At 64.0% G+C, this 26855-nt stretch carries 22 protein-coding genes and 1 pseudogene; 3 read left to right on the forward strand and 20 right to left on the reverse strand.

The window, feature by feature from the left end; genetic code table 11:
• A pseudogene (locus tag QGG75_17580) lies at nucleotides 1-142 on the forward strand (IS5/IS1182 family transposase).
• A gap of 414 nt (nucleotides 143-556) precedes the next feature.
• On the opposite strand, the gene QGG75_17585 reads toward QGG75_17580, so the two are convergent.
• The 4 genes from QGG75_17585 to QGG75_17600 all read right to left on the reverse strand — a co-directional run bounded on the left by QGG75_17585 (nucleotide 557) and on the right by QGG75_17600 (nucleotide 6397).
• Nucleotides 557-1729: a site-specific integrase gene (locus QGG75_17585; protein ID MDP6069041.1), complete on the reverse strand. Its 1173-nt coding sequence runs from the start codon at nucleotides 1727-1729 to the stop codon at nucleotides 557-559.
• Between the two features lie 267 nt (nucleotides 1730-1996).
• A complete protein-coding gene (locus QGG75_17590) occupies nucleotides 1997-2842 on the reverse strand; it encodes an MBL fold metallo-hydrolase (GenBank protein MDP6069042.1) in 846 nt (281 codons plus the stop codon).
• Between the two features lie 51 nt (nucleotides 2843-2893).
• Nucleotides 2894-4723: a thiamine pyrophosphate-binding protein gene (locus QGG75_17595; protein ID MDP6069043.1), complete on the reverse strand. Its 1830-nt coding sequence runs from the start codon at nucleotides 4721-4723 to the stop codon at nucleotides 2894-2896.
• A gap of 39 nt (nucleotides 4724-4762) precedes the next feature.
• Nucleotides 4763-6397 (reverse strand): isochorismatase family protein, encoded by a 1635-nt coding sequence (locus QGG75_17600; protein MDP6069044.1) that lies wholly within the window; start codon nucleotides 6395-6397, stop codon nucleotides 4763-4765.
• A gap of 263 nt (nucleotides 6398-6660) precedes the next feature.
• On the opposite strand from QGG75_17600, the gene QGG75_17605 reads away from it, so the two are divergent.
• Entirely contained in the window at nucleotides 6661-8076 is a 1416-nt protein-coding gene (locus QGG75_17605) for a lactate racemase domain-containing protein (protein ID MDP6069045.1), read from the forward strand.
• An 11-nt stretch (nucleotides 8077-8087) separates the two neighbouring features.
• A complete protein-coding gene (locus QGG75_17610) occupies nucleotides 8088-8402 on the forward strand; it encodes a hypothetical protein (GenBank protein MDP6069046.1) in 315 nt (104 codons plus the stop codon).
• A 16-nt stretch (nucleotides 8403-8418) separates the two neighbouring features.
• Here QGG75_17610 and QGG75_17615 read toward each other — a convergent pair whose 3' ends face one another.
• The 16 genes from QGG75_17615 to QGG75_17690 form a co-directional block, all read right to left on the reverse strand.
• Entirely contained in the window at nucleotides 8419-9312 is an 894-nt protein-coding gene (locus tag QGG75_17615; protein ID MDP6069047.1) for an amidohydrolase family protein, read from the reverse strand.
• On the reverse strand, nucleotides 9309-10454 hold the full coding sequence (locus tag QGG75_17620) for a VWA domain-containing protein (protein MDP6069048.1): 1146 nt from the start codon (nucleotides 10452-10454) through the stop codon (nucleotides 9309-9311). The genes QGG75_17615 and QGG75_17620 overlap by 4 nt, the downstream gene beginning before the upstream one ends.
• Entirely contained in the window at nucleotides 10454-11335 is an 882-nt protein-coding gene (locus tag QGG75_17625; protein MDP6069049.1) for a MoxR family ATPase, read from the reverse strand. The genes QGG75_17620 and QGG75_17625 overlap by 1 nt, the downstream gene beginning before the upstream one ends.
• Before the next feature lie 6 nt (nucleotides 11336-11341).
• Complete coding sequence (locus tag QGG75_17630; GenBank protein MDP6069050.1) at nucleotides 11342-12364, reverse strand: molybdopterin-dependent oxidoreductase; 1023 nt, start codon at nucleotides 12362-12364, stop codon at nucleotides 11342-11344.
• A 13-nt stretch (nucleotides 12365-12377) separates the two neighbouring features.
• Nucleotides 12378-13739: a molybdopterin-dependent oxidoreductase gene (locus QGG75_17635; GenBank protein ID MDP6069051.1), complete on the reverse strand. Its 1362-nt coding sequence runs from the start codon at nucleotides 13737-13739 to the stop codon at nucleotides 12378-12380.
• A gap of 24 nt (nucleotides 13740-13763) precedes the next feature.
• Nucleotides 13764-14234, reverse strand: a complete 471-nt coding sequence (locus QGG75_17640) for a (2Fe-2S)-binding protein (GenBank protein ID MDP6069052.1) — start codon at nucleotides 14232-14234, stop codon at nucleotides 13764-13766.
• A 26-nt stretch (nucleotides 14235-14260) separates the two neighbouring features.
• Nucleotides 14261-15073, reverse strand: coding sequence for an FAD binding domain-containing protein (locus QGG75_17645; protein ID MDP6069053.1), 813 nt, complete (start codon nucleotides 15071-15073; stop codon nucleotides 14261-14263).
• Between the two features lie 10 nt (nucleotides 15074-15083).
• Nucleotides 15084-15524, reverse strand: coding sequence for an SRPBCC family protein (locus QGG75_17650; GenBank protein MDP6069054.1), 441 nt, complete (start codon nucleotides 15522-15524; stop codon nucleotides 15084-15086).
• Nucleotides 15525-15538: 14 nt separating this feature from the next.
• Nucleotides 15539-15976 (reverse strand): SRPBCC family protein, encoded by a 438-nt coding sequence (locus tag QGG75_17655; GenBank protein ID MDP6069055.1) that lies wholly within the window; start codon nucleotides 15974-15976, stop codon nucleotides 15539-15541.
• A gap of 16 nt (nucleotides 15977-15992) precedes the next feature.
• Nucleotides 15993-18983 (reverse strand): flotillin domain-containing protein, encoded by a 2991-nt coding sequence (locus QGG75_17660; GenBank protein MDP6069056.1) that lies wholly within the window; start codon nucleotides 18981-18983, stop codon nucleotides 15993-15995.
• Between the two features lie 62 nt (nucleotides 18984-19045).
• Nucleotides 19046-19879: a phosphoenolpyruvate hydrolase family protein gene (locus tag QGG75_17665; GenBank protein MDP6069057.1), complete on the reverse strand. Its 834-nt coding sequence runs from the start codon at nucleotides 19877-19879 to the stop codon at nucleotides 19046-19048.
• Nucleotides 19880-19882: 3 nt separating this feature from the next.
• Nucleotides 19883-22123: an ABC transporter permease gene (locus QGG75_17670; GenBank protein ID MDP6069058.1), complete on the reverse strand. Its 2241-nt coding sequence runs from the start codon at nucleotides 22121-22123 to the stop codon at nucleotides 19883-19885.
• Nucleotides 22116-22898: an ABC transporter ATP-binding protein gene (locus QGG75_17675; GenBank protein ID MDP6069059.1), complete on the reverse strand. Its 783-nt coding sequence runs from the start codon at nucleotides 22896-22898 to the stop codon at nucleotides 22116-22118. Before QGG75_17675 ends, QGG75_17670 begins: the two co-directional genes overlap by 8 nt.
• Complete coding sequence (locus QGG75_17680; protein MDP6069060.1) at nucleotides 22898-24001, reverse strand: branched-chain amino acid ABC transporter permease; 1104 nt, start codon at nucleotides 23999-24001, stop codon at nucleotides 22898-22900. Before QGG75_17680 ends, QGG75_17675 begins: the two co-directional genes overlap by 1 nt.
• Nucleotides 24002-24007: 6 nt before the next feature.
• A complete protein-coding gene (locus QGG75_17685) occupies nucleotides 24008-25018 on the reverse strand; it encodes a branched-chain amino acid ABC transporter permease (GenBank protein MDP6069061.1) in 1011 nt (336 codons plus the stop codon).
• A 114-nt stretch (nucleotides 25019-25132) separates the two neighbouring features.
• A complete protein-coding gene (locus QGG75_17690) occupies nucleotides 25133-26386 on the reverse strand; it encodes an ABC transporter substrate-binding protein (protein MDP6069062.1) in 1254 nt (417 codons plus the stop codon).
• Between the last annotated feature and the right edge of the window lie 469 nt (nucleotides 26387-26855).

Here is a 26855-nt window from a genome sequence, read left to right on the forward strand (position 1 = left end):
ATGCCGTCGAGCGTTTCTTCAATAAACTCAACACTTCCGCGCTGTTGCAACACGCTATGACAAACGCGATGACAACTATCTCGCTTCCGTCAAGCTCGCTTCACTGCGAATATGGCTTCGATCTATTGAGTCGGTGACCTAGACGATGGCCAAAAACCCCGATCGCAGGAACCAAACATGCCAAACCCGACCGGCCATCGGGTCGCGGTGGAAAAGAAAACCTCCCCCCTGGTCGCAACGGCCATTCTGATCGCCGCAAGTACCGACTTTTTCAACAGACTCAGCCAAAGAGAGACATTCTGGTGCGGTGCCAGTTTCGGCCGCCCTGGGGTCTAGAGCCTCGTGCGTTTAATCGAACGCATAACCGCAAAGCTCGCACTCACATCAAACCGCGACGCCGCCTCACGTCGCGAACGACCCAAACCGACAAAGGAAACAACCCGCTCTCGCAGGTCCAACGAATAGCTCTTACCCATGATCCACCTCCAAACATGGTGAATCACATTTCAGAGCGTTTGGGAATCCCCTTTGCGATTCCGAATAAACGCTTGGCGCTCTAGACGATATTGCCCGCAGCAGCGTGCTTGCCCGCCGCCGCCATGATCCGCTGGCCATGATCCTCCAGCGCCCGGTGCAATACATCCTCACGGCTCCGGCCATAGATGGCGCCGGTGCCGAGGTTGGAATGGTTCAGCACCTGCCCGATCAGGTGCAGATCGCTGCCGGCCTGAGCCAGCGAACGCCCGACCGTACGTCGGAGGTCGTGGAGCCTCACGTCCTCGATTCCGGCTCGGCGTCGGATCTTGCCCCAGGGCTTGGCGATGTTGACCAGATGCTGCCCGGCCTTCGCGCCAGGCAGGATGTAGGGGTTGCCATCCTGGCGGGGCAGTGACTTCAGCACCGCTACAGCTGGACCACTTAGCGGCACGCAGTGGGGGCTGCCGGCTTTGGTCTCGCCCAGGCGGAGTTCCTTTCGCTGCCAATCGATCCCGTCCCACCGGGCGGCCAGCAGCTCGTTCTGCCGCGCACCGGTCAGCAGGTAAAGCCACAAGGCGCCCCGGACGTAGGTATTGGTTTCCTCATCGACGGCCTTGGCGAGGCAGGGTAGCTCTTCTGTTGTCAGCCACCGCTCCCGGGGCTTCTCCGGATGGAGGGCAATGCCCGTGGCCGGGTTCGGGCGGCCCTCCTCCAGCAAGCCCCACTGCCGGGCACAGTTGATCATCTTACGGACAAGGGCCAGCACCCGGTTGGCCTCATAGGGCGCCCGTTTGCCGATCTTATGGTGCAGGGCCGCGATCTCGGCACGGCCAATCGCTTGCAGCTTCAAATTGCGCCACTTGGGCAGGATGTAGTGGTCGATCCGCCGCTGGTCGTCGCCCCTGGATAGCTTCCGGCTGCCGTGGCGCTCCATATAGACCCGGCAGAGCTCGGCCATGGTGCTGCCAAGGGCCTCCGCCTGTCGTGGCCCCTGTGGGTCCTTGCCGTCGAGCAAGGCGCTGAGATGGCGCCGCGCCCGATTTCGGGCCAGGTCCACGTTCAGAGGGCCGCAGCGCCCCAGCACCAGCAAGCGCTTGCGGCCGGCGGCCCGGAACGACAACACGAAGGACTTCTGGCCACTGGGGTAGATCCGGACGCCGAAGCCCGGCAAGGCGCCGTCCCAACGCACGTCGCGGCTCTTGCCGTCGCCCTGGTACGTGAAACCGTCTATCGCCTTCTTCGTCAGCTCCATGGCGGCTCGTCCATTGTCGCTGGCGCCCCTTTTTGCCACCCAGGGCGCCAAATGCGGTATTTTATATCAAGTCACCAATAAGTCACCACAAAATAATTCAAATTTGTCGCCAGACTATTTTGGCCAATATGGTTGGATTATGCCGAATTTTTGGCAAATGAAGGATTTTTCAATTAGAAAACACGAGTAAGAAGCGGTGATAAAAAATCAGTGGGTCCAATTTCCAATTTCGATCTGCAATGGGGCGGTTTCGGCACCACCTTGGACTCAGGCGGCGAACCAGCGGCGCCTGGGGAACGACTTGGTTATCGGCCCGGGGATCTTGTCATGCATGCGACCAACCACCTCGCCCCGTTCGATGACGCCGGGCCGATCGTGGATGGGGCAGACGAAACGGCAGGAGTTGACGATCTTCTTCATGGCCAATTGCTCCTGGCGTTTGGTGGTGCCGTGGTTGCCGGTAACGGCGGGTTCCATCTCGAGCACGCCGTGAAAGGGATCGAGAAGCTGATCGCTGATATCGTAGATCACGTCGCCGCAGATGTTGGCGATGCCTTCCGCGGTTTCGACCAGGATGTTCATCGAGCCCTCGGTGTGGCCGCCGGCCGCGACGCAGACCACACCGGGTATGATCTCGATACCGTCGGATCCCTCGAGATCGAGGAAGCGCAGGGCGCGTGGCGTGTGCAGACGGTCGATCAGGTGCTTGATGTCGGGGGCCGGGTATTGCCCGCCCATCAACCCCGAGACCGCGTATTCGAGCTCGCGCCGGTTGATGACCACCGTCGTCGACATGGGAAACTGATCGTCCTTGCCGGCGTGGTCGATGTGCAGGTGGGTGTGCAGCAGGTAGCGCACGTCCTTGAAGGTCAGGTCGTACTTGGCCAACTGGTTCTCGATCAGCTGCTCGCGGTACTGCAGGCCGCGCATGCCCAGCGTCGACATGATCTCGGGATTGCGGAAGCCGCTGTCGATCAGGATCGGATCGTCACCCAGGATGAGATAGCCGAAGGTCGGCACGCGGGCGTTGGAGCCGCAATCCCGGGCCTGCACGAGGAAGCTTGATTCCAGTTCGATATCACCGAGGTCGAGAAGCTTGATTTCCAGCGCCATGGTCGCACTCCCTGTTTTCGCGGCGGTCTAGTTGATCACACCCGACAGGCTCTAATGCCGGATTTTGCGCTGGCCGAAGGTGGGCTGCGCCTCGGGGATCGGCGGCATCTGCCAGGTGCCGGTCAGCGGCACCGGGACGTCGCGATTGACGATGACATCCAGCACCGTCGGTTGATCGGAGGTGAGGGCCTCGCGGTAGGCGTCGGCGAACTGGTCGGGATGATCGATGCGCAGGCCCCGGGCGCCCATCGATTCGGCCATTTTGGCGAAATCCGGGTTCCACAGCTGGTCGGTGTTTTCCTTGACGAAGCTGGTGCCGATCTCACGCCCGTCGTAGTAGAAGAGCTGAAGATCGCGGATGCAGCCGATGGCGTAGTTGTTCTGGATCACCCAGACGGCCGGGAGGTTGTACTCCACCGCCGTGGCCACGGCATGCGGCGTCATCATGAAGCCGCCGTCGCCACACAGCGTGACGCAGGGCGAATCGGGGCGCGCCAGCTTGGCTCCGAGCACGCCGCAGACGCCAAAGCCCATGGCGGCGAAGCCACCGGCGGTGAGGTGGTTGCCCGGCATCTTGGGCTCCCAGTACTGCTCCGACCAGGCCTGGCTGTTGCCCACGTCCACCACCATCACGGTATCGTCGGGGCTGACCTTGTTCATGTCGTGCATCATGCGGCGCGGGTCGATCGGCACCTCGTTGTTTTCGGCATAGGGCTCGATGAAGTTGCGCCAATCGGTCTTGTACTTCTCGACTTCGCTCTGCCAGGTCTGGCCGAAGGCGCGCCGCCGGCCCTTGGCCTTGGCCACCTTGAGCATCTGCGTCAGGAAACTCTTGGCGTCGGCCACGACGCCCAGTTCCACGGGATAGTTGCGGCCGATTTCCTCGCGTTCGATGTCGACCTGTATGAGTTTGGTGGGCGGGATATTGTAGACGTAGCCGGGCAACCACGACGCCGTGTGCAAGTCGTTGAAACGCGCCCCGATGGCCAGGATGACGTCGGCGTTCTTGGCCGCTTCGTTGGCCGGGTACTGACCCCAGCAGCCGGCCACGCCGAGGTAGAGATCATCGGCGCCTGGCATCACGCCCTTGCCCATGAAGGTCGAATAGACCGGGATGTTGAGGTACTCGGCCAGGGCCTTGAGCTCCTCGCGGGCATCGCCCAGGTGGACGCCGCCACCGGCCAGGATCAGCGGCCGGGTGGTGTTGATGAGCATGTCCAGCGCGCGCTCGATGGTGGCGTCCGAGGCTGAAACCGGCTCGTGGGCCTGGGGCAGAGCGGTCTCGGGTTCGGGCACCTCGACGGCGGCCGAGGTCATGTAGAGGTCGTAGGGCATGTCCATGTGCACCGGACCGGGCCGGCCGCTGCGCATCAGCGAAAAGGCTTCCGGTAGCGCCCGGCACAAATCCTCGACCTGGCGCACGCGCCACGACTTCTTGACCACGGGCGCGAAGATGCTCGACATGTCACCCTCGAAGCGATAGTCGTCCTGCAGCGCACCGGAGCCGAACTGCGTGGTTGCCACCTGGCCAGTAACGAGGAAAAAGGCCGAGAAATCGTAAAAGGCGTTGGCCACCGAAATCATCATGTTCATGGGACCGGGCCCGGTCGAGGTGTAGACCGCCAGGGGCTCGCCGGTCAGGCGGTAATAGGCATCGGCCATGAAGCCGGAACACTGCTCGATGCGCGGCGAAATGTGGCGGATCTTGTCGGTGCGGTCGTAGATCGCGTCGAGCAGGCCGATGGCACCGTGGCCGCCGTAGCCGATAAGATAGGGCACACGCTCCTTGATCAGGTACTCGGCGATGATCTCGTTGCCTTGGATCTCGTTGCTGCGCTGATACGCCGTTGAGCGATATCCGCTGATACTGTCGCTAGCCATATTCCGACCTCATATGTCCGCTGTTACCGAAAGTGGGTATTAGTTCAGGGCGGCGATGACCTTGTCCACAGTCGTCACCGTGGCGACGTTCTGGCAGGCGAAGTTGATCGACGCGTTGTGCCATTCGGCGTTCATCGTCGAACAGGCATTTTCCGGCATGATCATGACGTAGCCCTTGTCGGCGCCGGTGCGCGCCGTGTGCTCGATCGACATGTTGGTCCAGGCGCCGGTGACGATGATGGTGTCCCGGCCCTCGGCCTTGAGCACGGTCTCCAGCCGCGTGCCCTCCCAGGCGCTCATGCGCATTTTTTCCACCACGTGATCGCCGGGCAGCGGCTCCAGGCCGGGCACCGGCTGGGCGCCCCAGGTGCCGCGGACCAGGGCGTTGCTCTCCTTCAGTCCCTCGAACAGCGGCGCGTTGGTGGTGAAGCCCGGCGCTCCGGCCTCAACGACGAACCAGACGTGGATGATGGGGATGCCCTTGGCGCGGCAGGCCTGGGCCAGGCGGGCGGCGTTCTCGATGACGTTTTGCTCGGCGGCGTGGGCCGGGGCGCCCGAATCGGCGAAGGCGCCGCCCGCCATGATGACGTCGTTCTGCATGTCCTGGATGATCATGGCGCAACGCCCGGGCTCCAGCCGCAGGCTGTCTGCCGTCTGCACCGGCGGCGCGGCTTGCGGCGCGGCTTGCGGCGCGGGCTGCGGCGTGGGTTGTTGTGCCGCGGCCGCTGGCGGCGGCGCATATTCGGCGGCGCCAGCCACCCCGCCCAGCTTCATGTAGGGCTCGATGCGCGGCCCGACCAGCGTTTGCAGGGCATAGACCGAGGTCGAGGCACACATGAACAGCGTGCGCCAATCCTCGCCGCCCCAGGCCAGATTGGCCACCAATTCAGGAACCCTGACGCAGCCCAGGTGGTTGCCGCCGGGATCGAAGATCCAGACACCGCCCGGCCCGGTGACCCAGATGTTACCGAGATCGTCGCATTTCATGCCGTCGGGCACGCCGGCCTCGCTCTCGGACTTGAGGCCCTCGGCGAAGAGCTTGCCGTTCCTCAGGCTGCCGTCAGGGTTGCACTGGAAGACTTTGACCTGGGCGTTGGTGGTGTCGTTGATGTACAAAAGCGATTCGTCGGGCGAAAAGCAGAGCCCGTTGGGCATGTCGAACTCGTCCTGCTCGACCACCAGTTCCGGCCCGCTGCCGTCGGGCGCGATGCGGAACACACCTTGCCAACCGAGTTCGCGTTCGCGCTCGATGCCGAATACCGGCATCCTGCCGTACCAGGGATCGGAAAAGTAGATTGATCCGTCGGAGCGCATGCAGGTGTCGTTGGGGCTGTTGAGTTCCTGGCCCATGTAGTGCGAGGCCAGCACCTCCCGGCTGCCGTCGGGACGAAAGCGGGCCAGCGACGAGGTCACGTGTTCGCAAACGATCAGATTGAGAGCCCCGTCGTAGGTCATGCCGTTGCCCTTGTTGGACGGGCGCATAACCTCGCTGATGCCCTCGCCGGAACGCCACATGCGGCGCACGTCGCCGGGCATGTCGGAGAACAGCAAATGATGTTCGCGCGGGTGCCACACCGGGCCCTCGGTGAAAGTGAAGCCCGAGCCGATCTGGGACAGTTCGGCGCTGGCCTCGACCAGATTCCAGAAAGCGGCAGAACGCGCAAAAAAAATCATCGAGGCCCCTCTCCCCTTTGCCGGCGGCCCGGATTGTCATCGATTGCTCCAGCCCAGGGCAATGTCGATACCATAGCTGGCGGCAGAAAATAGTACTACGGGCCATCTGTCGCGGGAGGCCTGTGGCGCGATGGTATTGGCGGTGCCTCTTGCCTGCGAGCGCCAACGGCGCCTATGCTTATTTTGATGCCCGGCGACCGAGTGCGCCGGGTGAAGCACTATCAAACAAATACAATCGCCGAGCGATTCCTTGACAGGAGGGTATGTTGGGCTACGCAGTCAACGTCGATATCCCCTTCGAATCCCTCGATCCCCTGACCATCGGATCATGTGACGATCCCAGTCTTGTTTATCGCGAGCGGATCTCCCTCGAAGTGCTGCAACGCAACCTCTGGGCCTGGATCAAACCCAACGAACCGCCGGCCCTACGCGACGTTTCGGCGGCCGCGGCGGCGGCTCTCGAACGGCCCTACGGCGGCGCCAAATTTTCCCAGCTGATCGGGCCCGACAAATCGCTCTGCATCATCATCGACAACCAATTCCGGCCGACCCCAGCTTCGAAGCTGCTGCCGCCGGTCTTCGATGCCATCGAAAAACACGGCGTCAAGGACGCCCGGGTGATCTGCGCCAACGGCAAGATCTTCCACATGTCGAAGCGCGACATCGAATTGAAATTCGGCCGCCAGAACCTCGACCACATGCAGCGCCTGGGCATCCCGTTTTTCCAGAACGATCCGCGCAACCCCGAGGTCTACACCTTCATCGGCATCTCATCCCGCGGCACGCCGGTTTGGCTGCACAACGAGGTCGCCAAGTGCGACGTCTCGATCTCGATCGGTCAGGCCCAGTCGAACCATTGGGGCTACGGCGGCGGCGGCAAGCTGATCATGCCGGGCGTGGTCTCGGACGAATCGATCGAATCGAACCACGCCGCCTTCGTCATGACGCCGCACACCCATTACGGTGCCATGGCCGGGCCGATGCGCTCGGACATCGACGAGGTCGCCACCATGTGCAAGCTAAGCTGCACCCTGAACTCGGTGCTCGACACCCAGGGCTCGGTCTGCTTCCTCAACTTCGGCAGCCACCCCGAAGCCCACCGCGAAGCCATTCGGATTTTCAACAACGCCTATGCCTACCGCCGTCCGGCCGGCGGACCGGCCGATATCGCCGTCTGCGGTGTCTTCGCGCCGACCGATCATCTTTTCTTCCACACCGGCTGGGGCTGCATGTCGGCCGACATAATCCTCAAGGACCAGGGCGACATCATCTATTGCTCGCCCAGTCCGGGCGTCAACACCGAGCTTGGCGATTTTCCCGGGTTCGCGCTCTTCGACTTGATGAAGCCCTACATGCCGCCCTCGCCGCGCAACCTGGAACGGCTCTATCGCGACATTCATAACCGCCAGGTCGAGATGTGGGCGGGCTGCATCTGGGCGCCGATCTACGAGGTCATGTCGCGCAAGTACCTCACCGTCGTCACCAGGCAGGACAACCTAGCCATGGCCCGGGACATCGGCTTCAACGTCACCGACTCACTGCCCGAGGCTTTCGCGACGGCGATGGCCCGCCAGGGCCCCGACGCCAAGGTCGTGGTGCTGCCCTTCGCGCGCTACCAGATGCCCAGCGACGTGATCAGGATGCCGGCCGCGACCCCCTATTCCCAAGCGGCGCAGTAGGAGCGGTGAAGGTGGCGCAGCGCATCTCCGGATCGACCAAAATCGTCGAGCTGATCGTGATGTATCCCAACGGCCGCGCCGTCGAGTTGATGGCCCGTTTGGGTTGGCCCTGCGGCCAGTGCGGCGCGCGGCAGAACGAGCCCTTGTCGCTGGCCGCCAAGCGCCACGGCAATCCCGTGCACCCGACCATCGCCTGTTTTCGCGCCCTCGAGGGGGACGGGCCGACAACGGACGAGCTCGCTGCCGCCCTACCCAGGCCCCGGCGCAGGGCGGATCCGCTGGTTGCCTGGAAGGCCTCGGCCCGGCGCTCGGCCGGCCTGCCCTGAGCGGCCCGACCCGGTCTCAGTCGGCGATCCGGTATACCTTGGCCGCCGTTTCCCGGAAAACGGCGCTCTGCTCGGCCGCGCTCAGAGCCGCCACGGCGTCGCGGTGCGCCGCCAGCAACGAAGCATAGTCAGTCCACAATTTCTCGATCGGGAAGTTGGAGCCGAAGAGGCAGCGATCGGCGCCAAAGAGCGCAGTGGTCTGGCCCACCATGTCGGCGATATGGGCCGGATCGTTCTGGTGGCTGAAGGTGCCGAAGGCCGAGAGCTTGACATAGACGTTGGTATGGGTTGCCAGCTTGGCCATGCCGGCCCGCCATGCGTTGCGCCCGGCGGCCGAGAGGTCTTCCAGCATGCCGGCGTGCTGCAGGATGAAATTGGTCTGCGGGCAGTCGGCGGCGAGGTCGGCGGCGGCGGCCATCTGGCCGGCGAAGACCTGAAGGTCGAAGGACCAGCCGTAGTCGGCGAGCCGGGCGATGTTGCGCCGGAACAGCGGCTCGCTCATGACATCGGGGCGGGCGGCGAAGCGGTACATTTCGTTCTCGTGCCAGTGCAGCTGCATGCGGATGCCGCGCATCAGCGGGTATTTGGCCAGCCGGTCGAGCTGCGGCCGCACGTCGTCGGTCAGGAAATCGGCGTAGCCGACGATGGCGTGGGGCCAGCCACTGTGCTCGGCGGTTTGGCTCACCCAGGCGACCTCGTCCTCGAATCTCTCTTGGGCCCAATTGACCTGGACATAGACCGATTTCTCGACGCCACTGCCGGCTAGGTCGTCGAGATATTCGGCGATCGGATAATCGCGCCGGATGGCTTCGTAGGGGCCGAAGATGCGCGGCTGCATGGGGCCGAGCAGCCAGGGCAGGTCCTGTTGCTGCCAGATGTGGTGGTGGGCGTCGATGAGCGGCTCGCTCATGGCAGCGCCGTCCAGCGCGCCGCCGCAAAGCGCTCCTCATCGCGGCTGCGTGAGAGAACGTAGTCGCACAGGCTTTCGACAGAGCCGCCGTCGCCAAGATCGTCGAGCCAGGGCAGAACGGCCTTGAGGGCCGCGGTCTCGGGACGGAAGCGGTTGTCCGCGGCGAGCGGCGTCAACCAGGCGAGGCGCCAGGATCGGCGCGCCAGACAGCGCACGGCATCGAGCATCAAAGCGTGTTTGCCGCGTTCCAGGCCGTCGGACAGCACCACGGTCAGGGCACCGCGGGCGTAACCGGCGAAGCGCGGTACGGCGAGAAAGGCGCCCAACGCCTCGCCGATGCGGGTGCCGCCGTCCCAGTCGTCGACGATGCCGCCGGCCCGCTCCAGGGCGCGGCCGCGGTCACGCAGCCGCATGGCCCGGCTGATCCGGGTCAGCCGGGTGCCGAAGGTAAAGCTTTCGACCCGGTCGGCGGCCTGGGTCACGGCATGGGCGAAGCAGAGATAGTCTTCGCTGTGGGCCTTCATCGATCCGGAGACGTCGATCAACAGCAGGATGTTGCGCTGCCGGGTGCGCCGTCGCGAGCGCACCAGGATGGGCAAGTCGCCCTCGTTGCGCAGCGCCGTCCGCAGTGTGCGGCGCATGTCGATGGCATCGCCGCTGCTCGCCGGCGCCCGGCGGAAGGCTCGGCGGCGCGGCAATTCGCCGGGCGCGCGGCGGCGCAGGCGGCGCCAGCGCTCGTCGTCGCTGAGGGCGCGGAAGCGGCGCCCGGCGAGGATTTCCTGGGCCGAGGCAGCCTTGCCGGATTCACCGAACCGGCGGGCCTCGGGCGCCGTCGTGGCGCCGCCGCGGTCGTCCTTGACGACGGTATCGCCTTCCTCCCTGCCGAGGCCCGGGAGCACCTCGTCTTGGTGCCAAAAAAAGGCCTTGAAAAGGGCATCGAATTCGCCCTGGCGTTCGGGCGCAGGCGCCAGCGTGGCGTGGGCGGCGCGATGGATGTCGGCCATGTGGCGCGGTCCTAGCAACGCCACCGCGGCCATGAAGGCGACGGTCTGGTCGCTGGCCAGGGCGAAACCGAACCCGCGCAGGAAAGCCGGAAAGGCAGCCAGCGGCCGGGCCGCCCGGGGCAATTCGGCCAGCTCCATCAGGCGCAGGCCTTGTCGAGCAGCTCGTCGAGTTGGTCCTCGAGGTAGATCATGTCCTCTTCGTCCTTGATGACGACGCCGATGCTGGCCCGGAAAGCCTCGGGCCAGCGCCCCCGGCCCTGCTCCAAGAGCGTCGCCGCGTCGGCCCATTCCACGGCTTCCGAGATGCCCGGCGGCTTGGCCAGCGGCAGGGCGCGCATTTCACTGACCGCGGCGGCCACGGCAGCGGCGGTGGCCCGGGCCACATCACCGGCCCGCAGCATGATGATCTCGGCTTCCTGTTGCGGGCTGGGGTAGGCGATCCAGTGATAAACACAGCGCCGGCGCAGGGCCTCGTGCAGCTCGCGGGTGCGGTTCGAGGTCAACACGATGACCGGCGGCGTGGCCGCACGCAGCGTTCCCGTCTCGGGAATCGAGACCTGGAAATCGGAAAGGAATTCGAGCAGAAAAGCCTCGAATTCATGGTCGGAGCGGTCGATCTCGTCGATCAACAGGACGCTCTTGCGGGGTGACCTCAAGGCCTTCAACAGCGGCCGTTCAATGAGGAATTCGTCGCTGTAGAGATCGACCGCCTCGGCGCCGTCGCGGTGCAGCGCCAGCAACTGGCGGGGATAGTTCCATTCATAAAGGGCGTGGTTGGCGTCGATGCCCTCGTAGCATTGCAAGCGCACCAGCTCACGTCCCAGGACCTCGGCCAGGGCCTTGGCGGCCTCGGTCTTGCCCACCCCGGGCGCACCTTCGAGCAACAACGGCTTGCCCAGATGCAGGGCCAGATAGGCCACCGTGCTCAAGCCCTGGTCGGCGACGTAGGCGCACTCGTGCAGCGCCTCGGCCAGCGCTTCCGGGCTCTCGAAATCGGCGCTTTCCGGCAGCTTTGCCATGGCCGCTTAGGGCCCCGCCGCCTGCGCCTTGATGGCCTGGAGAATCTTCTCCGGCGTGAACGGCATTTCGTCGATGCGCACGCCGACGGCATCGAAGATGGCGTTGGCAATGGCTGGGATCGGTGGTGTGGCGCACATCTCGCCGATGCCCTTGGCGCCGTAGGGACCGTCCGCCGCCGGTCGCTCGAGGATGACGAGATCGATGTCGCAGACGTCGGCCGGTCCCGGCATCAGGTATTCGCTGTAGTCGACGGGCCGGTGCGCCCGTTCCGGATAGTAGGGCTCGGTGGTCTCGTAAAGGGCGTGCGAGACACCCATCCAGGTGCCGCCGACGAGTTGCTGTTCGACCAGTTTGGGGTTGAGGCCACGGCCGATCTCGTAGGCGCTTTTTATCGACAGCACGTCGACTTGACCGGTTTCGTCGTCAACTTCGAGCTCGACCACTGTGCAGGCGTGGGCATAGCAGGTAACCGGGTTCATGGAGCCGGTCTCGGGATCGGGGAAGGACCGCGGCACCAGGAAGATGCCGCGCCCCGAGACCGTACGGCCGAGCTCGAACTGCGCCGCCATCGAGGTCTCGGTGATGCTGATCGATCGGCCCGGCGCGCCGCGCACCTGGATATTGCCGGCACCGTCGGTCTCGAGATCGCTGGCGTTGACCTCGAGCTTTTCGGCCGCCACTTCCAGCAGCACGTCGAGCGCCTCCTTGGCGGCGGCGATGATGGCGTTGCCCACCCGGTGGGTGCCGCGCGAGGCGAAGCTGCCCATGCAGTGCGGTCCGGTGTCGGAATCGGCAAGGTCGACATAGACGTCGTCGGTCGGCACGCCGAGCGCCTCGGCGCAGATCTGGCGCATGATCGACTTCATGCCCTGGCCCAGATCGACGCTCGACAATGCCACCATGAACTTGCCGGTGGGGGTGGCGTGGACCAGCGCCTGGCTGGGGTCGCCGCCCAGATTCATGCCCGTCGGGTAGTTCACCGAGGCCATGCCCCGTCCGCGCTTTTTCGCCATGATATTTTTCCTCAGATACCTCTGCGCCCTAGCGGGACTTCGATGACATGGCCCGGTATTCCGCGGCGATCGGCCAGTTGGCCAGATCAGCCGCGGCCTGGACGCATTCCACCAGCGCCGCACCCTCGGTCTTCCTGTGGTGTGCCTTCATGTCGCCGTCGCGGTAGGCATTGAGGATGCGGAACTCCATCGGATCCATGCCAACCAGACGGGCCAGCTTGTCCATCTGGACCTCGAGGGCGAAGTCCGATCCGGTCACCCCGAAGCCGCGCATCGAGCTTGACGGCGTGCGGTTGGTGTAGACGCAGTAGCCGTTGATCGAAACGTTGGGGATGGTGTAGGGGCCGGGCATGTGAGCGGCACACTTGACCACACCGTAGGGCGAGAGCCGCGAATAGGCGCCGGCGTCGAAATACAGCCGCACCTGGCGGGCGATGATACGCCCGTCGTCCATGATGCCGTCCTTGACGTAGAAACGCTCCGCACCACGCGGTGACGAGACCTGCATCTCCTCGGCCCGGGTGAAGGCGAAGCGCACCGGCTTGTTGGTCAAGACCGAGCCAAGGATGGCCAGAGGTTCGACCACGGTGTCGTTCTTGCCACCGAAACCGCCACCCACGGTGCCACCGACGAAGTGCAGCTTGTTGACCGGCATCTGCAGGATCAGGGCGACGTTTTCGAGCGAGAAGAAGAGCGCCTGGGTGCTGGTGTAACAGGTGTAGCGCCCGTCGGTGTCGGGCACTGCGATGCAGCCGCCGGTTTCCACCGGGGCATGCTCGATGGGTGACATCTGATAGCGTTCCTCGATGACGTGGTCGGCTTCCTGGAAAGCCCGTTCGACGTCGCCCAGGCGAACCTTCTGGTGGTCATAGCCGCTGTAATCGAAGTAGTTCTGGCCGTGGTATTCGTTGACCAGCGGCGCCCCTGGCCGCAAGGCTTCCTCGACGTCGAAGACCGCCGGCAAGGTCTCGTAATCGACCTCGACCTTGGCCGCGCCCTGGGCAGCAGCGCTGATCGAGGTGCCCAGCACGGCGACGATGGGCTCACCGACGTAGCGCACCTTGTCGAAAGCCAGCACCGGCTCGTCCAGTGGCCCGACATCGAGCAAACGCAGGATGGTCGAGACGTTCTCCGGCACGTCCTCGGCCCTGATGATGCGGACGACGCCGGGCACCCGTTCGGCCTCGGCGGTGTTGATCGAACGAATGCGGGCGTGGTGGTGCGGACTGCGCGCCATCTTCATGTGCAGCATGCCGGCCAGGTTGCGGTCGTTGTAGAACTGGGTGCGGCCGCTGACGTGGCCCAGGGCGTCGGCACGCTGACGCGTCACGCCGATCTCGTGGAAGGCGTCCTGGCGCTCGTCGGCGAAGTATTCTTTTTTGAATTCCATTGGCTTGAATTCCTCGGCGCTGCGCTATTGGCCGCCCTGGGCGGCGGCGAGTACTGCGTTGATGATCGGCGTGTAGCCGGTGCAACGGCAGATGTTGCCGGAGATGGCGTCGACGACGTCCTCGCGGCTGGGGCTGGGGTTGTGGTCCAGCAGCGCCTTGGCGGCCATGATCATGCCCGAGGTGCAATAGCCGCATTGGGCGCCGAAATGATCCATCAGAGCCTGTTGCACGGGATGGAGTTTGCCCTCGGGGCTGATGCCCTCGACGGTTTCGATCGATTTGCCTTGGCAGGTCTCGGCCAGGGTCAGGCAGGCGAGCTGGGGTTGACCGTTGACCAGCACGGTACAGGCACCGCAACTGCCCTGAAAGCAGCCGACTTTCGGCGACATCACGCCGACCTTCTCGCGCAACAAACTGATCAGCGGGGCGCCGCCCTCGACGAACTCGGCGCGCTCCTCGCCGTTAAGGATGAACTCTATGGGGATCTTGGCCATGGATTATGTCTCCCTGAACCTGAACTTCAGCCCAACAGGAGCTGCTTGAGATGTACCGGCAGCACCTCTTTGCGGTACCACTCGCTGGCAATCGGGTCGCTCTGCGGGGTGCAGCCCTGGCCCGCCACGGCCAAGGCGTCGGCGATTCCAGCCTCGTCCAGGGACTTACCATTGAGCGCCGCTTCTACCGCTTTGGCCCGCATCGCCGTCGCCGCCATGGCGCCGTAGGCGACCCGCGGGGACGAGAGGCGCCGGCCGCTTTGCGGCAAATAGGCGGCGATGGTAAGCACCGACGGCCCCTGTGTACGGGTCCGCGTGGCCTTGAGAAAGCGCAACGCGCCGGCGCCATCGGGGCGGCGGAAGGTGACGCCGACGACGACGCTGCGCCTGTCGCTCTGGCGCGATTCCAAGAAGCTCTCGAGCGGGATGTCACGCGGGCTGTAGCCGCTTTGTACGGCCACTGTGGCGTCCAGCGCCAGCAGGGCGACGGCGAAATCGCCGTGCGGGTAGGGCGCGAAGAGGTTGCCGCCGACTGTCGCCATATTGCGCACCGCGGGACCACCGATCGACTTCGCTGCGACGTGGAGGTAGGCGAGATCGCCGTGCGCGGCAACCTCGGCCATTGTCACGCCGGCACCGATAAAGACCCGGCTGGCCGATGCCCTGATCTCTCGCAGGCCGCGGTCGGAGCAGCGGATCAAAGTGGGCGCCCCGAGTTTGCCCGCGAAAAGCTGGCGCACCAGGAGTGTGCCGCCACCGAGAAAGTGGGCGTCGCTGTCGGAAGCCAACGCCGCGGTGGCATCGCGAAGCTGGTCGAAGGTATTTACCTGTACCGCCATGTTGTACTCCTCAGGCCTTCGCCACGGTATTGCGAATGGCGGCAAAGCCCTGCATGTAGATGTCCTCGCCGACCACGCGCTGAAGTTCCTCTTCCCGGCCCTCGGGAGTCGTGAAACTGGAGCGCCACTGCCAGAAGGTGCGATTGCCGTCCGTCACCGGCTTGAGCGCCACATGGGCGACATAGTTGAAAAGCGGTATCGGCGTATCGAGCAGGCAGTAGCTGAAGCTGTGCTCGCGGTCAGAAAGCGCCAGCAACTGTTCGCGTAAGACGCCTCCGTCTTCGAGGCGAAAGTTGCGCACGGCGCCGATCTTGTCGGCCGGGTTTTGGTTCTCGATGCGGCTCTCGGCGACCGCCGGGTGCCAGGATTCGTGGCCGTTGAAATCGCGCAGCACGGCCCAGACCCGCTCGATGGGGGCATCGATCACCGTGCTTTTGTCGACCTTTACCATGGCCGCCGTCGCGCTCATCCGCCGAACTTCCGCTTCAGCGAATCGAAGCCGCCCTGGAATACGTTGTTACCGATGCCCTCGACCAGTTCGGCTTCGGCCTCCCTGGCGCAGTCGAATTCGGCCGACCACTCGGCGAAGGTGTGGTTGCCGTCGGTGATCGGCGTCAGCCTGAGCGTCGCCATGTAGTTCTCCACGCCCATCGACGATTCGAGTATCGAATAGGTGCAGAAATAATCGAAGTCGGAGAGCGCCAGCAACTGCTCACGGACTTGGCCCCCGTCCTGCATCTTCATGTCGCGGATGCAACCCACCTTGTCGCCGGGCTCGCCGCGTTCTATCTGGCTGCTGGCGATCACCGGATGCCAATTGGGCAGGGCGCCGAAATCGCGAATCGCCGCCCACACCCGCTCGGCCGGGGCGTTGATCACACTGGATCTATAGACTTTGGGCACGGTTCATCCTCGCTGCCTATTTCTTGCCTTTGCCGCCATCGTCGCCCGCCTCCGGATCTTCAGCCTTGCCTTCGGCGTCGACGGCCTTGCTGATGCTCTGCATGTCGCGGGCGGAGCGGATGATGTCACCCATCTTGCTGACGCTGCCGCCTTCGATGCCGACCTCCTTCAACAGGTTGTCGATCAACGGTGCCTGGACGCGGTAGCGCAGCGCCGAGTCCATTACCTCGTCGGTCATGTTTTTGCCGCCCTCGCCACCGCCGGCGAGGCCGTCGACGTGCAGTATGTTGATGCCCTCGATCTTCTCCATGGGCTTGGCGCTCTCGCGCACGATGCCCTCGACGTGCTCGAGCAGCTTGCGCCGGTAGAGCGAATCGCGGGCCTCATTGGTCAGTACGTTTTCCGCCTCGTTGACCTGGCGCTGGGCCTCGGCCATCACCGTGGCATGGACCTTCTCGGCCTGGGCCGCGATCTTCTTCGCCTCGGCCTCCTTCTCGGCCATCATGATGTCGATCGCAGCGAGGCGCTTCGTGACCTCGGATTCGCGCACCGTGACGACCTTCTCCTCGGCCTCGGCGACCTTGGCCAGGGCGGCATCTGCGGCGGCCTGTGCCGCCGAACGTTCCTTGGACTTCTGATAGAGCGCGACGGCCTTTTCCATTTCCGCCAATTCGACGATCTGCTCGCGCTCCACCTCGAGTTGCCGCAGTTCGCGGTCCCGCACGATGCGGGCCTCGTCGAGGCCACGGTCCGAGGTGATGCGGCTGCGTTCAACTTCCTCATGCGCGGCGATCTCCGCCTCCTCATAGGTCTGGCGCTTGGCAATCTCGAGCTGTTCCAGCGCCCTGGCGCTTTCCAGTCGGTCCCGGTCGAGGGCGAGATCGTGGGCCACGCGGGCCTGTTCGATGTGCTGCTGGGCAGAGATTTCGGCTTCCCGAAGTTGGCGATCGGCATCGGCGCGCGCGACCTGCTTCGCGGCCACCTCGATCTCGCGTTCGGTTTCGGAGATCTCGACGGCCTTGCGGTGATCGACGTTGAGAATCTCCCGGCTCTTGGCAAAGGCAATGCGGTCAGTCTCGATCGCCAGGTCGGTGACGATGCGAGACCGCTCAACCATGTCCTGGCGCTTGATCTCCGCCTCGTCGATCACCTGGGCCTGAACGATCTCAAGGTTACGGGTCGCCTGTTCGCTGGCGATGCGCTCGGCAGCAATTTTCTTTTCCTGGGCGATACGGGCCGCCTCGGTGGCCTCGCGGGCCGCGATATCGGCCTCCTCGATGGAGCGCTGTCGGTCGATCTCCAGGCGCTGAATCTCCTTGTCGCTGGCTATGCGTTCCGCCGAAATCGTCAGTTCCTGGGTGATGCGCGCCGCCTCGGTAGCCTCGCGAGCGGCGATTTCGGCCCCTTCGATGGCCCGGCCTCGCGCGATCTCCAGGCTTTGCGTCTCCTCTTCGCTGGCGATGCGTTCGGCGGCGACGTTCTTTTCTTGGGCGATGCGCGCTGCTTCGGTGGCCTCGCGAGCGGCGATTTCAGCCCCTTCGATGGCGCGGCCTCGCGCGATCTCCAGGCTTTGCGTCTCCTCGTCGCTGGCGATACGTTCGGCGGCAATGTTTTTTTCCTGGGCGATGCGCGCCGCCTCGATGGCCTCGCGAGCGGCGATGTCGGCCTCTTCGACGGCCCGGTTGTGGGCGATCTCCAGGCTCTTGGTTACCTCGTCGCTGGCGATGCGTGCGGTTTCGGTCGCCTGGCGGGCCGCGATTTCGGATTCCTCGACGTCGCGGGCTCGGGCGATCTCGAGGTTCTGCGTTTCCCGTTCGCTAGTGATGCGTTCGGCCGCGACTTCCTTCTCCTGGGCGATGCGCTCTTTTTCGGTAGCCTCGCGGGCGGCGATCTCGGCCGCCTCGATGGCGCGGGCACGTTCGATTTCGCGCCGCCGGGTTTTTTCCTCGTTGGCGATACGGGCATCGCTGATGGCGCGCTCCTGAGCGATGCGCGCCTTCTCGATCTCCTCGTGGGCGGCAATCTCGGCGTTTTCGATAGCCCGGGTGCGTTCGATTTCGCGCTGCTGGGTTTCCTCTTCGTTGGTGATGCGGGCTTCGGTGATGGCGCGTTCCTGTTGGATGCGCGCGGTCTCGATCTTCTCGCGGGCGGAAATCTCGGATTGCTCGGCCTCGGTTTCCTGCTCGGCGCGTTCGCGCACCAGATCTGTGCGCTGGGCGGCCCGGCGGGTTTCGATTTCGCGCTCCTGTTCGAGGCGAGCGGTCTCGCTCTCGCGCTCGATCTCGAGGATCTGCTTTTCGGCTTCCAGGTTGCGGTTTCTGATCCGCACCATGGAGTCCTGCTCGATGTCGTTGCGGAGTTTGCGCCGCGATTCGATTTCGTCGATCAGCTGGGTCAGGCCCTCGGCGTCGAACCGGTTGGAAGGGTTGAAGAACTCGAGATCGGTTTGGTCCAGCTCGGTGATGGCGACGGATTCGAGCTCGAGACCGTTCTGGGCCAAGGCCTCGGAAGCGGTCGCCCTGACGCGTGAGACGTATTCGCCGCGCTGTTCGTGCATTTCTTCCATGCCCATCTCGGCGGAAATGGCGCGCAGGGCGTCGACAAACTTGCCGGAAAGCAAGCGATGCAGCTGTTCCTGCTCCATGGTGCGTCGGCCCAGCGTCGCCGCGGCGGCGGCTACGGCTGCGGTATTGGGCGCGACGCGGACGTAGAATTCTGCCGTCAGATCAATGCGCATACGGTCCTTGGTGATCAAGGCGTGTTCGTTCTCGCGGGTCACCTCCATCTGCAGCACGTTCATGTTGACGGGGGTTGTTTCGTGGATTATGGGCAAGACCAGGGCGCCACCGTTGATCACCACGCGCTCGCCTCCCAGACCGGTGCGCACGAAGGAGACCTCCTTCGTCGAGCGGTGATAAAGCCAATTCAAAAGATAAACGACCACGACGATCACCACGATCGCCACGATCAACCAGAGAATAATGGCTCCAAACATTTGACCCGTCATAGCCTCTCTCCCACTCTTTTCGGCCACCGATGTGCGTCGGCGCGCCTTTCGTATGAGTCGTCTCAGCGCTTGCCGATCTGCTTGAATTTCCTCGTCTGTTCGGTAAGCGCAACCTCGGTCGGCAGGCGCTCCATCGACGAAGCGCCATAGAAACCGTGACAATTCTCGGTGTTCTCGAGCACAAACGCGGCGTCCTCAGGCTGCGAGACCGGGCCGCCGTGGACCAGCACGATGACCTCTTTGTTGACCCTCAGCGCCGCCTCGGCCCAACGCTCGACCAGCGCCGGGCAGTCGGCCAGCTTGAGCGTCGTTTCGGCGCCGATCGATCCGCCGGTGGTCAGGCCGAGATGGCAGACGACGATGTCGGCCCCGGCCTCGGTCATGGCGACGGCGTCGTCCTCGCCGAAGATGTAGGGCGTGGTCAGCATATCCTTGCCGCGGGCTTGGGCGATCATATCGACCTCCAGGCCATAGGACATTCCGGTCTCCTCGAGGTTGGAGCGGAAAACGCCGTCGATCAGCCCCACCGTGGGGAAGTTCTGCACGCCCGAGAAGCCGACGGACTTGAGGTCATCGAGGAACTTGTCGAACAGGCAGAACGGATCGGTACCGTTAACGCCGGCCAGCACCGGCGTGTTTTGGACCACCGGCAGCACCTCGGCCGCCATCTCCATGACGATTTCGTTGGCGTTGCCATAGGCCATCAGGCCGGCCAGCGAGCCCCGTCCGGCCATGCGGTAGCGGCCCGAATTGTAGATCACGATCAAGTCGATGCCGCCGGCCTCTTCGCATTTGGCCGAGAGGCCGATGCCCGCGCCGCCACCGACGATGGTCCTGCCACGGCGGATCATGTCGTGGAATTTCTCAAGCAGCGCACGGCGTTCGAAACCCGGCATGACTTACCTCCGCAGCTTTCCGCGCAACGCCTGGCGGCCGACGATCGAGTGGAAAGCCCCGACTACGACCTCGGCGAACTGGGGATCGTTGATATTGTGGGGCAGGCGGATGAGGCGGCGCTTGCCGGTCTGGCGCACCGTCTCCTCCAGTGCCTCAAACAGCGTGCGGTCAGCCTCGGGATCATGAAAGGGCTGCCCCGGGGCGTCGAGCAGCGAGACCCCGCCTTCGGGCAGGAAGAACTGCACCGGACCATCCATCTGGTTGAGTTTTTCGCCGATCCAGCGGCCGATGCGGTCGTTCTCCTCGGCCGTCGTGCGCATCAGCGTGACCTGGGGGTTGTGTTCATAGAAAGTGCGCCCCTGGAAGCGCGTCGGCACCGTATCACGGGCTGCAAAATTGACCATGTCGAGGGCGCCGCAGGAGCCGACATACGGCAGGCGGCTGCGAATGACGGCACCGAAGCGGTCTTCGGTGGCAGCAAACACGCCGCCCACCAGAAGGTCGCAAACCTCGGTCGTGGTCAAGTCGAGGACGCCCTCCAGCAGGCCCGATTCGACCAAGTTTTCCATGGATTGGCCGCCGATCCCGGTGGCGTGGAAGACCAGGCAGTCGAATTCGGCCTCGAGCCAGGCACTGACCTGTTGTACGCACGGCGTAGTCACCCCGAACATGGTCAGTCCGACCGCCGGCAGGTCGTCCGGCAGCGGCTGTCCGCGCTTTGCCGCCACGGCCCTCGCGATGTCATGGTTCGCTACCATGCCGCCGATGGCGTGGGCGCCGTTGGCCAGCACCTGGCGCGAGATCGAGTTGAGGCCCTGCACGTCGGTGACCGAGTACATCATCATGATGTCGCTCGGGCCGACGTACTGTTTGACGTCGCCCGAGGCCACGGTCGAGATCATCACCTTGGGCAGGCCGATGGGCAACCGCCGCATGCCCGGCGTAACCAAGGCCGTGCCGCCGCTGCCGCCGGCCGAGACGATGCCGGCGATATCGCGCTGACGGACGATCCAGTTCTCGAAGGCCTGGGCCATTTCCCGCACCGCTTCACCGCGGTCGCCGGTAAAAACGGCGTTCGATCCGCGGCGGTGGTAGGCCGCGATCTGATTGGGCGGCACATCGGCACCGGAGGGTTTGCCGCTGGTCGAGAGGTCGACGGTTCGAGCCTTGAGGCCAAGGTGGGTGACGCAGTCGCGCAGATACTTGAGTTCGCGTCCCTTGGTATCGAACGTTCCGACCACCAGCACCGCCTCGCCGCTGATCTCGTGCCGCGCCGTCGGCGCCTGGCGCAGCACCTCGGGAACATCATCCTCTGCCGCGCTGCCCGAAGCCGCCGTTATCTCGGCCAGCGCGAATGGCGGTGACCAGCGGGTTGGCAGCGAGGGATTGGAGATATGGACGCGGCCTTCTTCGGCGTCGCGGCGTGCGCTTTCCTCGTGCCCCGCGGCAACGTCGTCCTCGAACGCTTCTTCGTGACCGTGCCGCCCGACGCCCAGCAGACGTTGCTGCAGGTCGCGATCGGCGGCCAGATGGGCAGCGTCGAGGACGTGGTTGATGCGGCCGTTGACCATGATCGCGACTTGCTCGGAAACCTCGGTGGCGAAGCCGATGTTCTGCTCGATGAGCAGGATGCTGATATCCTCCTGCTCGCCGAGCGCCAGCAGCATGTCGCCGACCTGGCTGACGATGTTCGGCGCCAAGCCCTCTGTGGGCTCGTCCATGATCAGGAGTTGGCGGTTGCCGAGCAAGGCACGGGCGATGGCCAGCATCTGCTGTTCGCCACCCGACAACTGGCCACCGTAGTTGCTGCGCCGCTCGGCGAGCCGCGGAAAGGCTTCGTAGGCGCGCTCCACGGTCCAGGATGCGCGGCGGCGGCCACGATGACATAGACGCAGGTGCTCGTCGACGGTCAACGAAGGCCAGAGCCGACGGCCTTGCGGCACGTAGCCGACGCCCAGGTTGGCGATCTGGTTCGAGGTCAGGCCGCGCAATTCCTCGTTGTCGAATCGGATCGAACCCTGGGCCGGCTGGACCAGTCCCATGATAGCGTTGCACAGCGTCGTCTTGCCCATGCCGTTGCGTCCGACCAGCGAAAGGATGCCGAAATCGAGCGTCAAGTTGACGTCCTGCAGGGCATGCGAGTGGCCGTAGAAGACATGCAGATCCCTGATCTTGAGGATGGGCTCGGGCTCGCGCTCGCGGTGCCGCCCGTCCTCGCCACGCTGTCGTCCGCGCTCAGCCATGGCGATCACCCAGATAGAGCTCCTGGACTTGGCGGTCGGATTCGATTTCCTCGGGCGAGCCTTCTTTGAAGATGCGGCCGTTGTGCATCACCGTCACCGATTCGACCACCCTGAGGGCGACGTCCATGTCGTGCTCGATGATGATGAAGCCCATGTGCTCGGGGAAAGACTGAAGAATTTCGATCAGTTCGCTGCGCTCGGTCGGCGACAATCCGGCGGCCGGCTCATCGAAAAGCACGAAGCGCGGTGCCCCGGCAAGCGCCAGGGAGAGTTCGAGCTGGCGCTGTTGGCCGTAACTCAACTGAGCCACCATCTGATCACTGATGTCGGTCAAATGGACGGCTTCGACCAATTCCTCGGCCGCGTGCATCAGGGCGTCGTTGCGTCGCGGCCGCAGCATCGAATAGCGCCTGCGCGACATCCCGCGGCAAGCCAGGTAAACGTTGTCGAGAACGCTGAGCCCGTCGAACAACAGGGAAATCTGGTAGGTCCTGCGCAAACCCCGGCGAATGCGTTCGTGAGGCGGATAATGCGTTATGTCTTCGCCAAAAAACTGGATGCGGCCCGCGCTCGGCTGAAAATCCCCGGTGATGCAATTGAACAACGTCGTCTTGCCGGCACCATTCGAGCCCAGGACGGCGCGCTTTTCCCCGGCCCGGACCTGGAGATCGACCTCCGCGAGCGCCGCCAGCGCGCCAAAATAGCGGTCAACGCCCTTCAGCTCCAAGGCGTTCCCCGCACCGGCCGCCGACAGTCTGTCGCCAACCGCCGCCATCACTCGTCACCCGCCGGGTTGGCGCCAGGGCGGTAGACCGGAGCCCTGCTGCGGCGCTGGCGCCAGGTCAGCCAGCGCTGCCATAGCCCGAGCACGCCGTCGGGCGAGAAGAAGACGATGCCCAGGAAGCCAAGCCCGATGAGCAGCCGGAAACGTTGACCGTCAAGACCGATGTCGACCAGCACATCCATGGCGAAGGTGCGCAGCAGAACATAGATGAAGGCACCGATGAACGGCCCTATGGGATGGCGCATGCCGCCGACGACGGCGATCACCAGGATGTCGATCACGGCGCCGATGCCGATGGTACCGGGCGAGATCTGCCCGTTCTGCCAGCTCAGCAGGATGCCGGCGACACCGGCGATCAGGGCGGCAAAGGCATAGGCCGCGACACGATGGGCCGTGACGTTGAAGCCCAGAGCCGCCATGCGGCGGGGATTGTCGCGAATGCCCTGCAAGGTCAACCCGAAAGGCGAACGCGCGACGTAGAGAACGACGAAATAGCTTAGCGCGGCGAGAAACAGGGTGAGGTAGTAAAATGCCGTCGGGCTGCGCCAATCGACGCCGAAGAGATGCGGCGCCCTGATGAAGTTGAAGCCGCTGAAGCCGTTGAAGATGACGTAGTTCTGGCGCGCGAAGTAGAAGAAGGCGGCGGCGATGGCTAGCGTGATCATGATCGTGTAGATGCCCTCGGTGCGCACCGCCAGCCAACCCGAGAGCGTGCCGAAGACGACGGCGATGACCAGTGCCACCGGGATCGACAGCCAAAACGGCCAACTCAGGCTGATGGTTGTGACGTGGCTGTCGCCGAGTATCGCCCCCATGTAGCCGGCACAGCCGGCCACCGTCATCTGGACCAGCGAGACCATGCCGCCGTAGCCGGCCAGGAACATCAGGCTCAGCGCGATCATACCGAGGATGAAGGTCCAGCCGAAGATCTGGAACTGAATGAATTCGTTGGCGAAGCTGGGCAGGACGATGAGCAGCAGCGCCGCCAGAACGGCCGCCGGGTGGATATCCCAGAACAGGTTGGCGATTTCCAGCGCCCCCGAAGTAACGCGGCGGGGTTGGCGGCGGCCGTCGTTGGGCTGGTGGCTATTCATGGCTGCCTAGCGCGCGCCCAACAGACCCTGGGGCCGGAAAGCCAGGACCAGAACCATGATCAGGAAGGTCAATACCACCGCATAAGTCGGCATGTAGACCGAGCCGAATTGCTCCGACAGACCGATCAGCAAGGCACCCAGGGCGGCTCCAGGGATGCTGCCCATGCCGCCGACGATCACCACGACCAGCGAGGCCAAAAGAAAGCGCATGTCCTCGCCCGGGGCCAGCGACTGGAAGGTGCCGCCGACGACGCCGGCGATACCGGCGAGGCCGGCGCCAAAGGCAAACACCAGCAGGAAAACAAGCTGGATACGTACGCCACTGGCCGACAGCATGTCGCGATCGTCGACGCCGGCCCGGATCATCATGCCGATGCGCGTCCGGTTTAGCGCCAGCCACATCAACACACCGACGATAACGGCGGCGACAAAGATCACCATCCGCACCATCGGATACTTCAGGTAGACCACTTTGCCCGATGTCTTGACCGCCGTGATGAGCGGCAGCTTGACGGCACCGAAGAGCCAGTCCGGGGTTTGAATCTGGTAGAAGTCGCCGCCCCAGATCCACAGCAGGAGATCGGCCAGGACGATCGAAAGGCCGATCGTCACCAGGGTCTGACGCAATTCCTCGCGCTCCATACGGCGGAAGACGACGAGTTGCAGCACCACGCCGACCAGGGCCATGGAGACGAAGGCGGCGACGAAGCTAAGCAACCACGATCCCGTCGTGTCGGCGACGGCAAATCCGACGTAGCCGCCGAACAGGTAGAGCGAGCCGTGGGCCAGGTTCATGTTCCGCATCAGGCCAAAGATCAGCGTGAAGCCGCTGGCCACCAGGAAATAAAGCGCGCCCAGGGAGACGCCGTTGAACAAGGCGTTGAGAAACACCTTCTTGCGCCCGACCAGCGTGACGAGATCCGCCGGCCAGGGTGCTACGATGAGCCACAGCAGCAGAATTACGGCCAGCAGAATGATGATCGACCAGAAGGGGTGGCGCTCAACGAAGCGGAACATCGCACTTCCTCGATGTCCGGCGCCGACGTGACGCCAGGGAGGCACGGGTCGGCGGGCGCCGTGCCGGGCTCGAAACCGAAGCCCGCACGAAGGCGCCCGCCGAGTGCTACGCGTCTAGTACTTCTTGCAAACCGGTATCTCACGGCCGGGCAGGCCGATCTTGGCGAACTTCGCCGGGTCGATGCCCAGCGTCTGGTTCACGTTGGGTACGATCTTGACCAGTTTGTTCACCAGAATACCGTTTTCCTCCACCACTTCGGTGACGAAGTTGGTGCCAATGGCCTGGCGATTGCCGTCGAGCTTGATCTTGCCGTTGGGCGCATCGAGCACCAGCGTCGTCAACTCGGCACGGAACTTCTTATGACCGTCGCTAAGATCCCCACCGATCTTGTTGAGCACGGTAAAGGCTGCCGTGGCGGCGTTGTAATAGCCGGTGGCGAGCAGCGAAGGAGAGGGGAAGCGCTTGTCCGGCGGGAAGGCGTCTTGGTAGGCCTTGACGTAGGCCTGCCACTTGGCGTTGTCCCAGCTGTCGGCCTGAGGACCCGAGGCGGGAGTGCCGATCAGGGCTTGCTTGGCCTTGCCCTTGGATGACAGCACCGTCTGGTCAACCATGATGGTGCCGCCGATCAGGTTGGCGTCGCCGCCGGCCTGCTGGTACTGGTTGAGGAAGTTGACCGCGTCGCCGCCGCCAAGGCCGAGGTAGATGGCATCGACGTCGTCGGGCAGGGCGGCGATGACCGAGGCAAAATCCTTGGTCCCCAGCGGCACCCAGAAGCGCTCGCTAATCTTGCCGCCGAGGCCGCAAAACTCCACCGCCAAGCCGAAAACCTGGGTGTAGATGAAGGAGTAGTCCTCGCCGATGGTGGCTATGGTGCGCCATTTTTTGACGTTGTAAATATAATCGGCGATACCTGACGACCACTGAGCGCCGTCCATATTAAAGCGGAAGAAGTTCGGCGCCGGTTCGACGAAAGTGGTTTCTTGGGCACCCGATATGCCGTTGATGAACGTCACCTGGGGCTGCGATTTGGCGTAGTCCTTGACGGCGATGCCTTCGGAACCTGAAAGCGGACCGATCAAGATGTCGATACCGTCCTGCTCGACCAGCTTGCGGGCCGCGCGGATGGCCGAATCGGGGCTGGCGTCGGAGGCACCGATGGTGACCTCGATGTCGCGCCCGCCGGCCTTGCCGCCAAACTTCTTGAGCGCCACCTTGAAGCCACGCACGCCGTCTTCGCCAAGCACCGTATAGGTACCCTCCAACGTCGCCAGGACGCCGACTTTCAATTTGTCGGCGGCTACGCTCGGTAGTGCCGAAGAGGCGACGAGAAACAGCCCCGCTGCCAATGTACTGAGTGCCTTTTTCATGATGTCTTTTTCCTCCCTTATATCCGGGTCGAAATTATTGTTATCCGTCTGCCCGGCCTTGGATTCCAGAAGCGGGATTGGTATTCGTCGGAAGAGCCCGGTGCCGCGAAATCCCAGCCCACCTGGACCGGGCCCCTCGGTCACCGCAACCACCACTGCAACCACCCCCCGCACCCATCGGAAACGGCACGACAATGTCCCGTTCCCCACGGGCCGCCATATACTAGCGTGTTGTTCATATTACTGGTAGGCGCAAAATATCCGCTACGAATTCTGCTGATATAGCATGCGATGATTTTACTCCGCCCTGGTGGACTGGATTTACTCCGCCATTGACACCCTCCAAGCGGACGTGATTGGGTACCAATAGGGTACCAAATCCATTTTTTACCAGAAGTGGGCCTCTCAAATTCCGCAGAAACCCTGGTGCCGCAGGGAGGATTTGAACCCCCGACCTACTGATTACGAA

This window comes from Alphaproteobacteria bacterium (assembly GCA_030740435.1).
GTDB lineage: Bacteria > Pseudomonadota > Alphaproteobacteria > UBA2966 > UBA2966.

Coding starts and splice junctions, on each gene's coding strand:
- QGG75_17585 (MDP6069041.1), bottom strand. CDS start 1,729: ATGGAGCTGACGAAGAAGGCGATAGACGGTTTCACGTACCAGGGCGAC.
- QGG75_17590 (MDP6069042.1), bottom strand. CDS start 2,842: ATGGCGCTGGAAATCAAGCTTCTCGACCTCGGTGATATCGAACTGGAA.
- QGG75_17595 (MDP6069043.1), bottom strand. CDS start 4,723: ATGGCTAGCGACAGTATCAGCGGATATCGCTCAACGGCGTATCAGCGC.
- QGG75_17600 (MDP6069044.1), bottom strand. CDS start 6,397: ATGATTTTTTTTGCGCGTTCTGCCGCTTTCTGGAATCTGGTCGAGGCC.
- QGG75_17605 (MDP6069045.1), top strand. CDS start 6,661: ATGTTGGGCTACGCAGTCAACGTCGATATCCCCTTCGAATCCCTCGAT.
- QGG75_17615 (MDP6069047.1), bottom strand. CDS start 9,312: ATGAGCGAGCCGCTCATCGACGCCCACCACCACATCTGGCAGCAACAG.
- QGG75_17620 (MDP6069048.1), bottom strand. CDS start 10,454: ATGGAGCTGGCCGAATTGCCCCGGGCGGCCCGGCCGCTGGCTGCCTTT.
- QGG75_17625 (MDP6069049.1), bottom strand. CDS start 11,335: ATGGCAAAGCTGCCGGAAAGCGCCGATTTCGAGAGCCCGGAAGCGCTG.
- QGG75_17635 (MDP6069051.1), bottom strand. CDS start 13,739: ATGGAATTCAAAAAAGAATACTTCGCCGACGAGCGCCAGGACGCCTTC.
- QGG75_17640 (MDP6069052.1), bottom strand. CDS start 14,234: ATGGCCAAGATCCCCATAGAGTTCATCCTTAACGGCGAGGAGCGCGCC.
- QGG75_17645 (MDP6069053.1), bottom strand. CDS start 15,073: ATGGCGGTACAGGTAAATACCTTCGACCAGCTTCGCGATGCCACCGCG.
- QGG75_17650 (MDP6069054.1), bottom strand. CDS start 15,524: ATGGTAAAGGTCGACAAAAGCACGGTGATCGATGCCCCCATCGAGCGG.
- QGG75_17660 (MDP6069056.1), bottom strand. CDS start 18,983: ATGACGGGTCAAATGTTTGGAGCCATTATTCTCTGGTTGATCGTGGCG.
- QGG75_17665 (MDP6069057.1), bottom strand. CDS start 19,879: ATGCCGGGTTTCGAACGCCGTGCGCTGCTTGAGAAATTCCACGACATG.
- QGG75_17670 (MDP6069058.1), bottom strand. CDS start 22,123: ATGGCTGAGCGCGGACGACAGCGTGGCGAGGACGGGCGGCACCGCGAG.
- QGG75_17675 (MDP6069059.1), bottom strand. CDS start 22,898: ATGGCGGCGGTTGGCGACAGACTGTCGGCGGCCGGTGCGGGGAACGCC.
- QGG75_17680 (MDP6069060.1), bottom strand. CDS start 24,001: ATGAATAGCCACCAGCCCAACGACGGCCGCCGCCAACCCCGCCGCGTT.
- QGG75_17685 (MDP6069061.1), bottom strand. CDS start 25,018: ATGTTCCGCTTCGTTGAGCGCCACCCCTTCTGGTCGATCATCATTCTG.
- QGG75_17690 (MDP6069062.1), bottom strand. CDS start 26,386: ATGAAAAAGGCACTCAGTACATTGGCAGCGGGGCTGTTTCTCGTCGCC.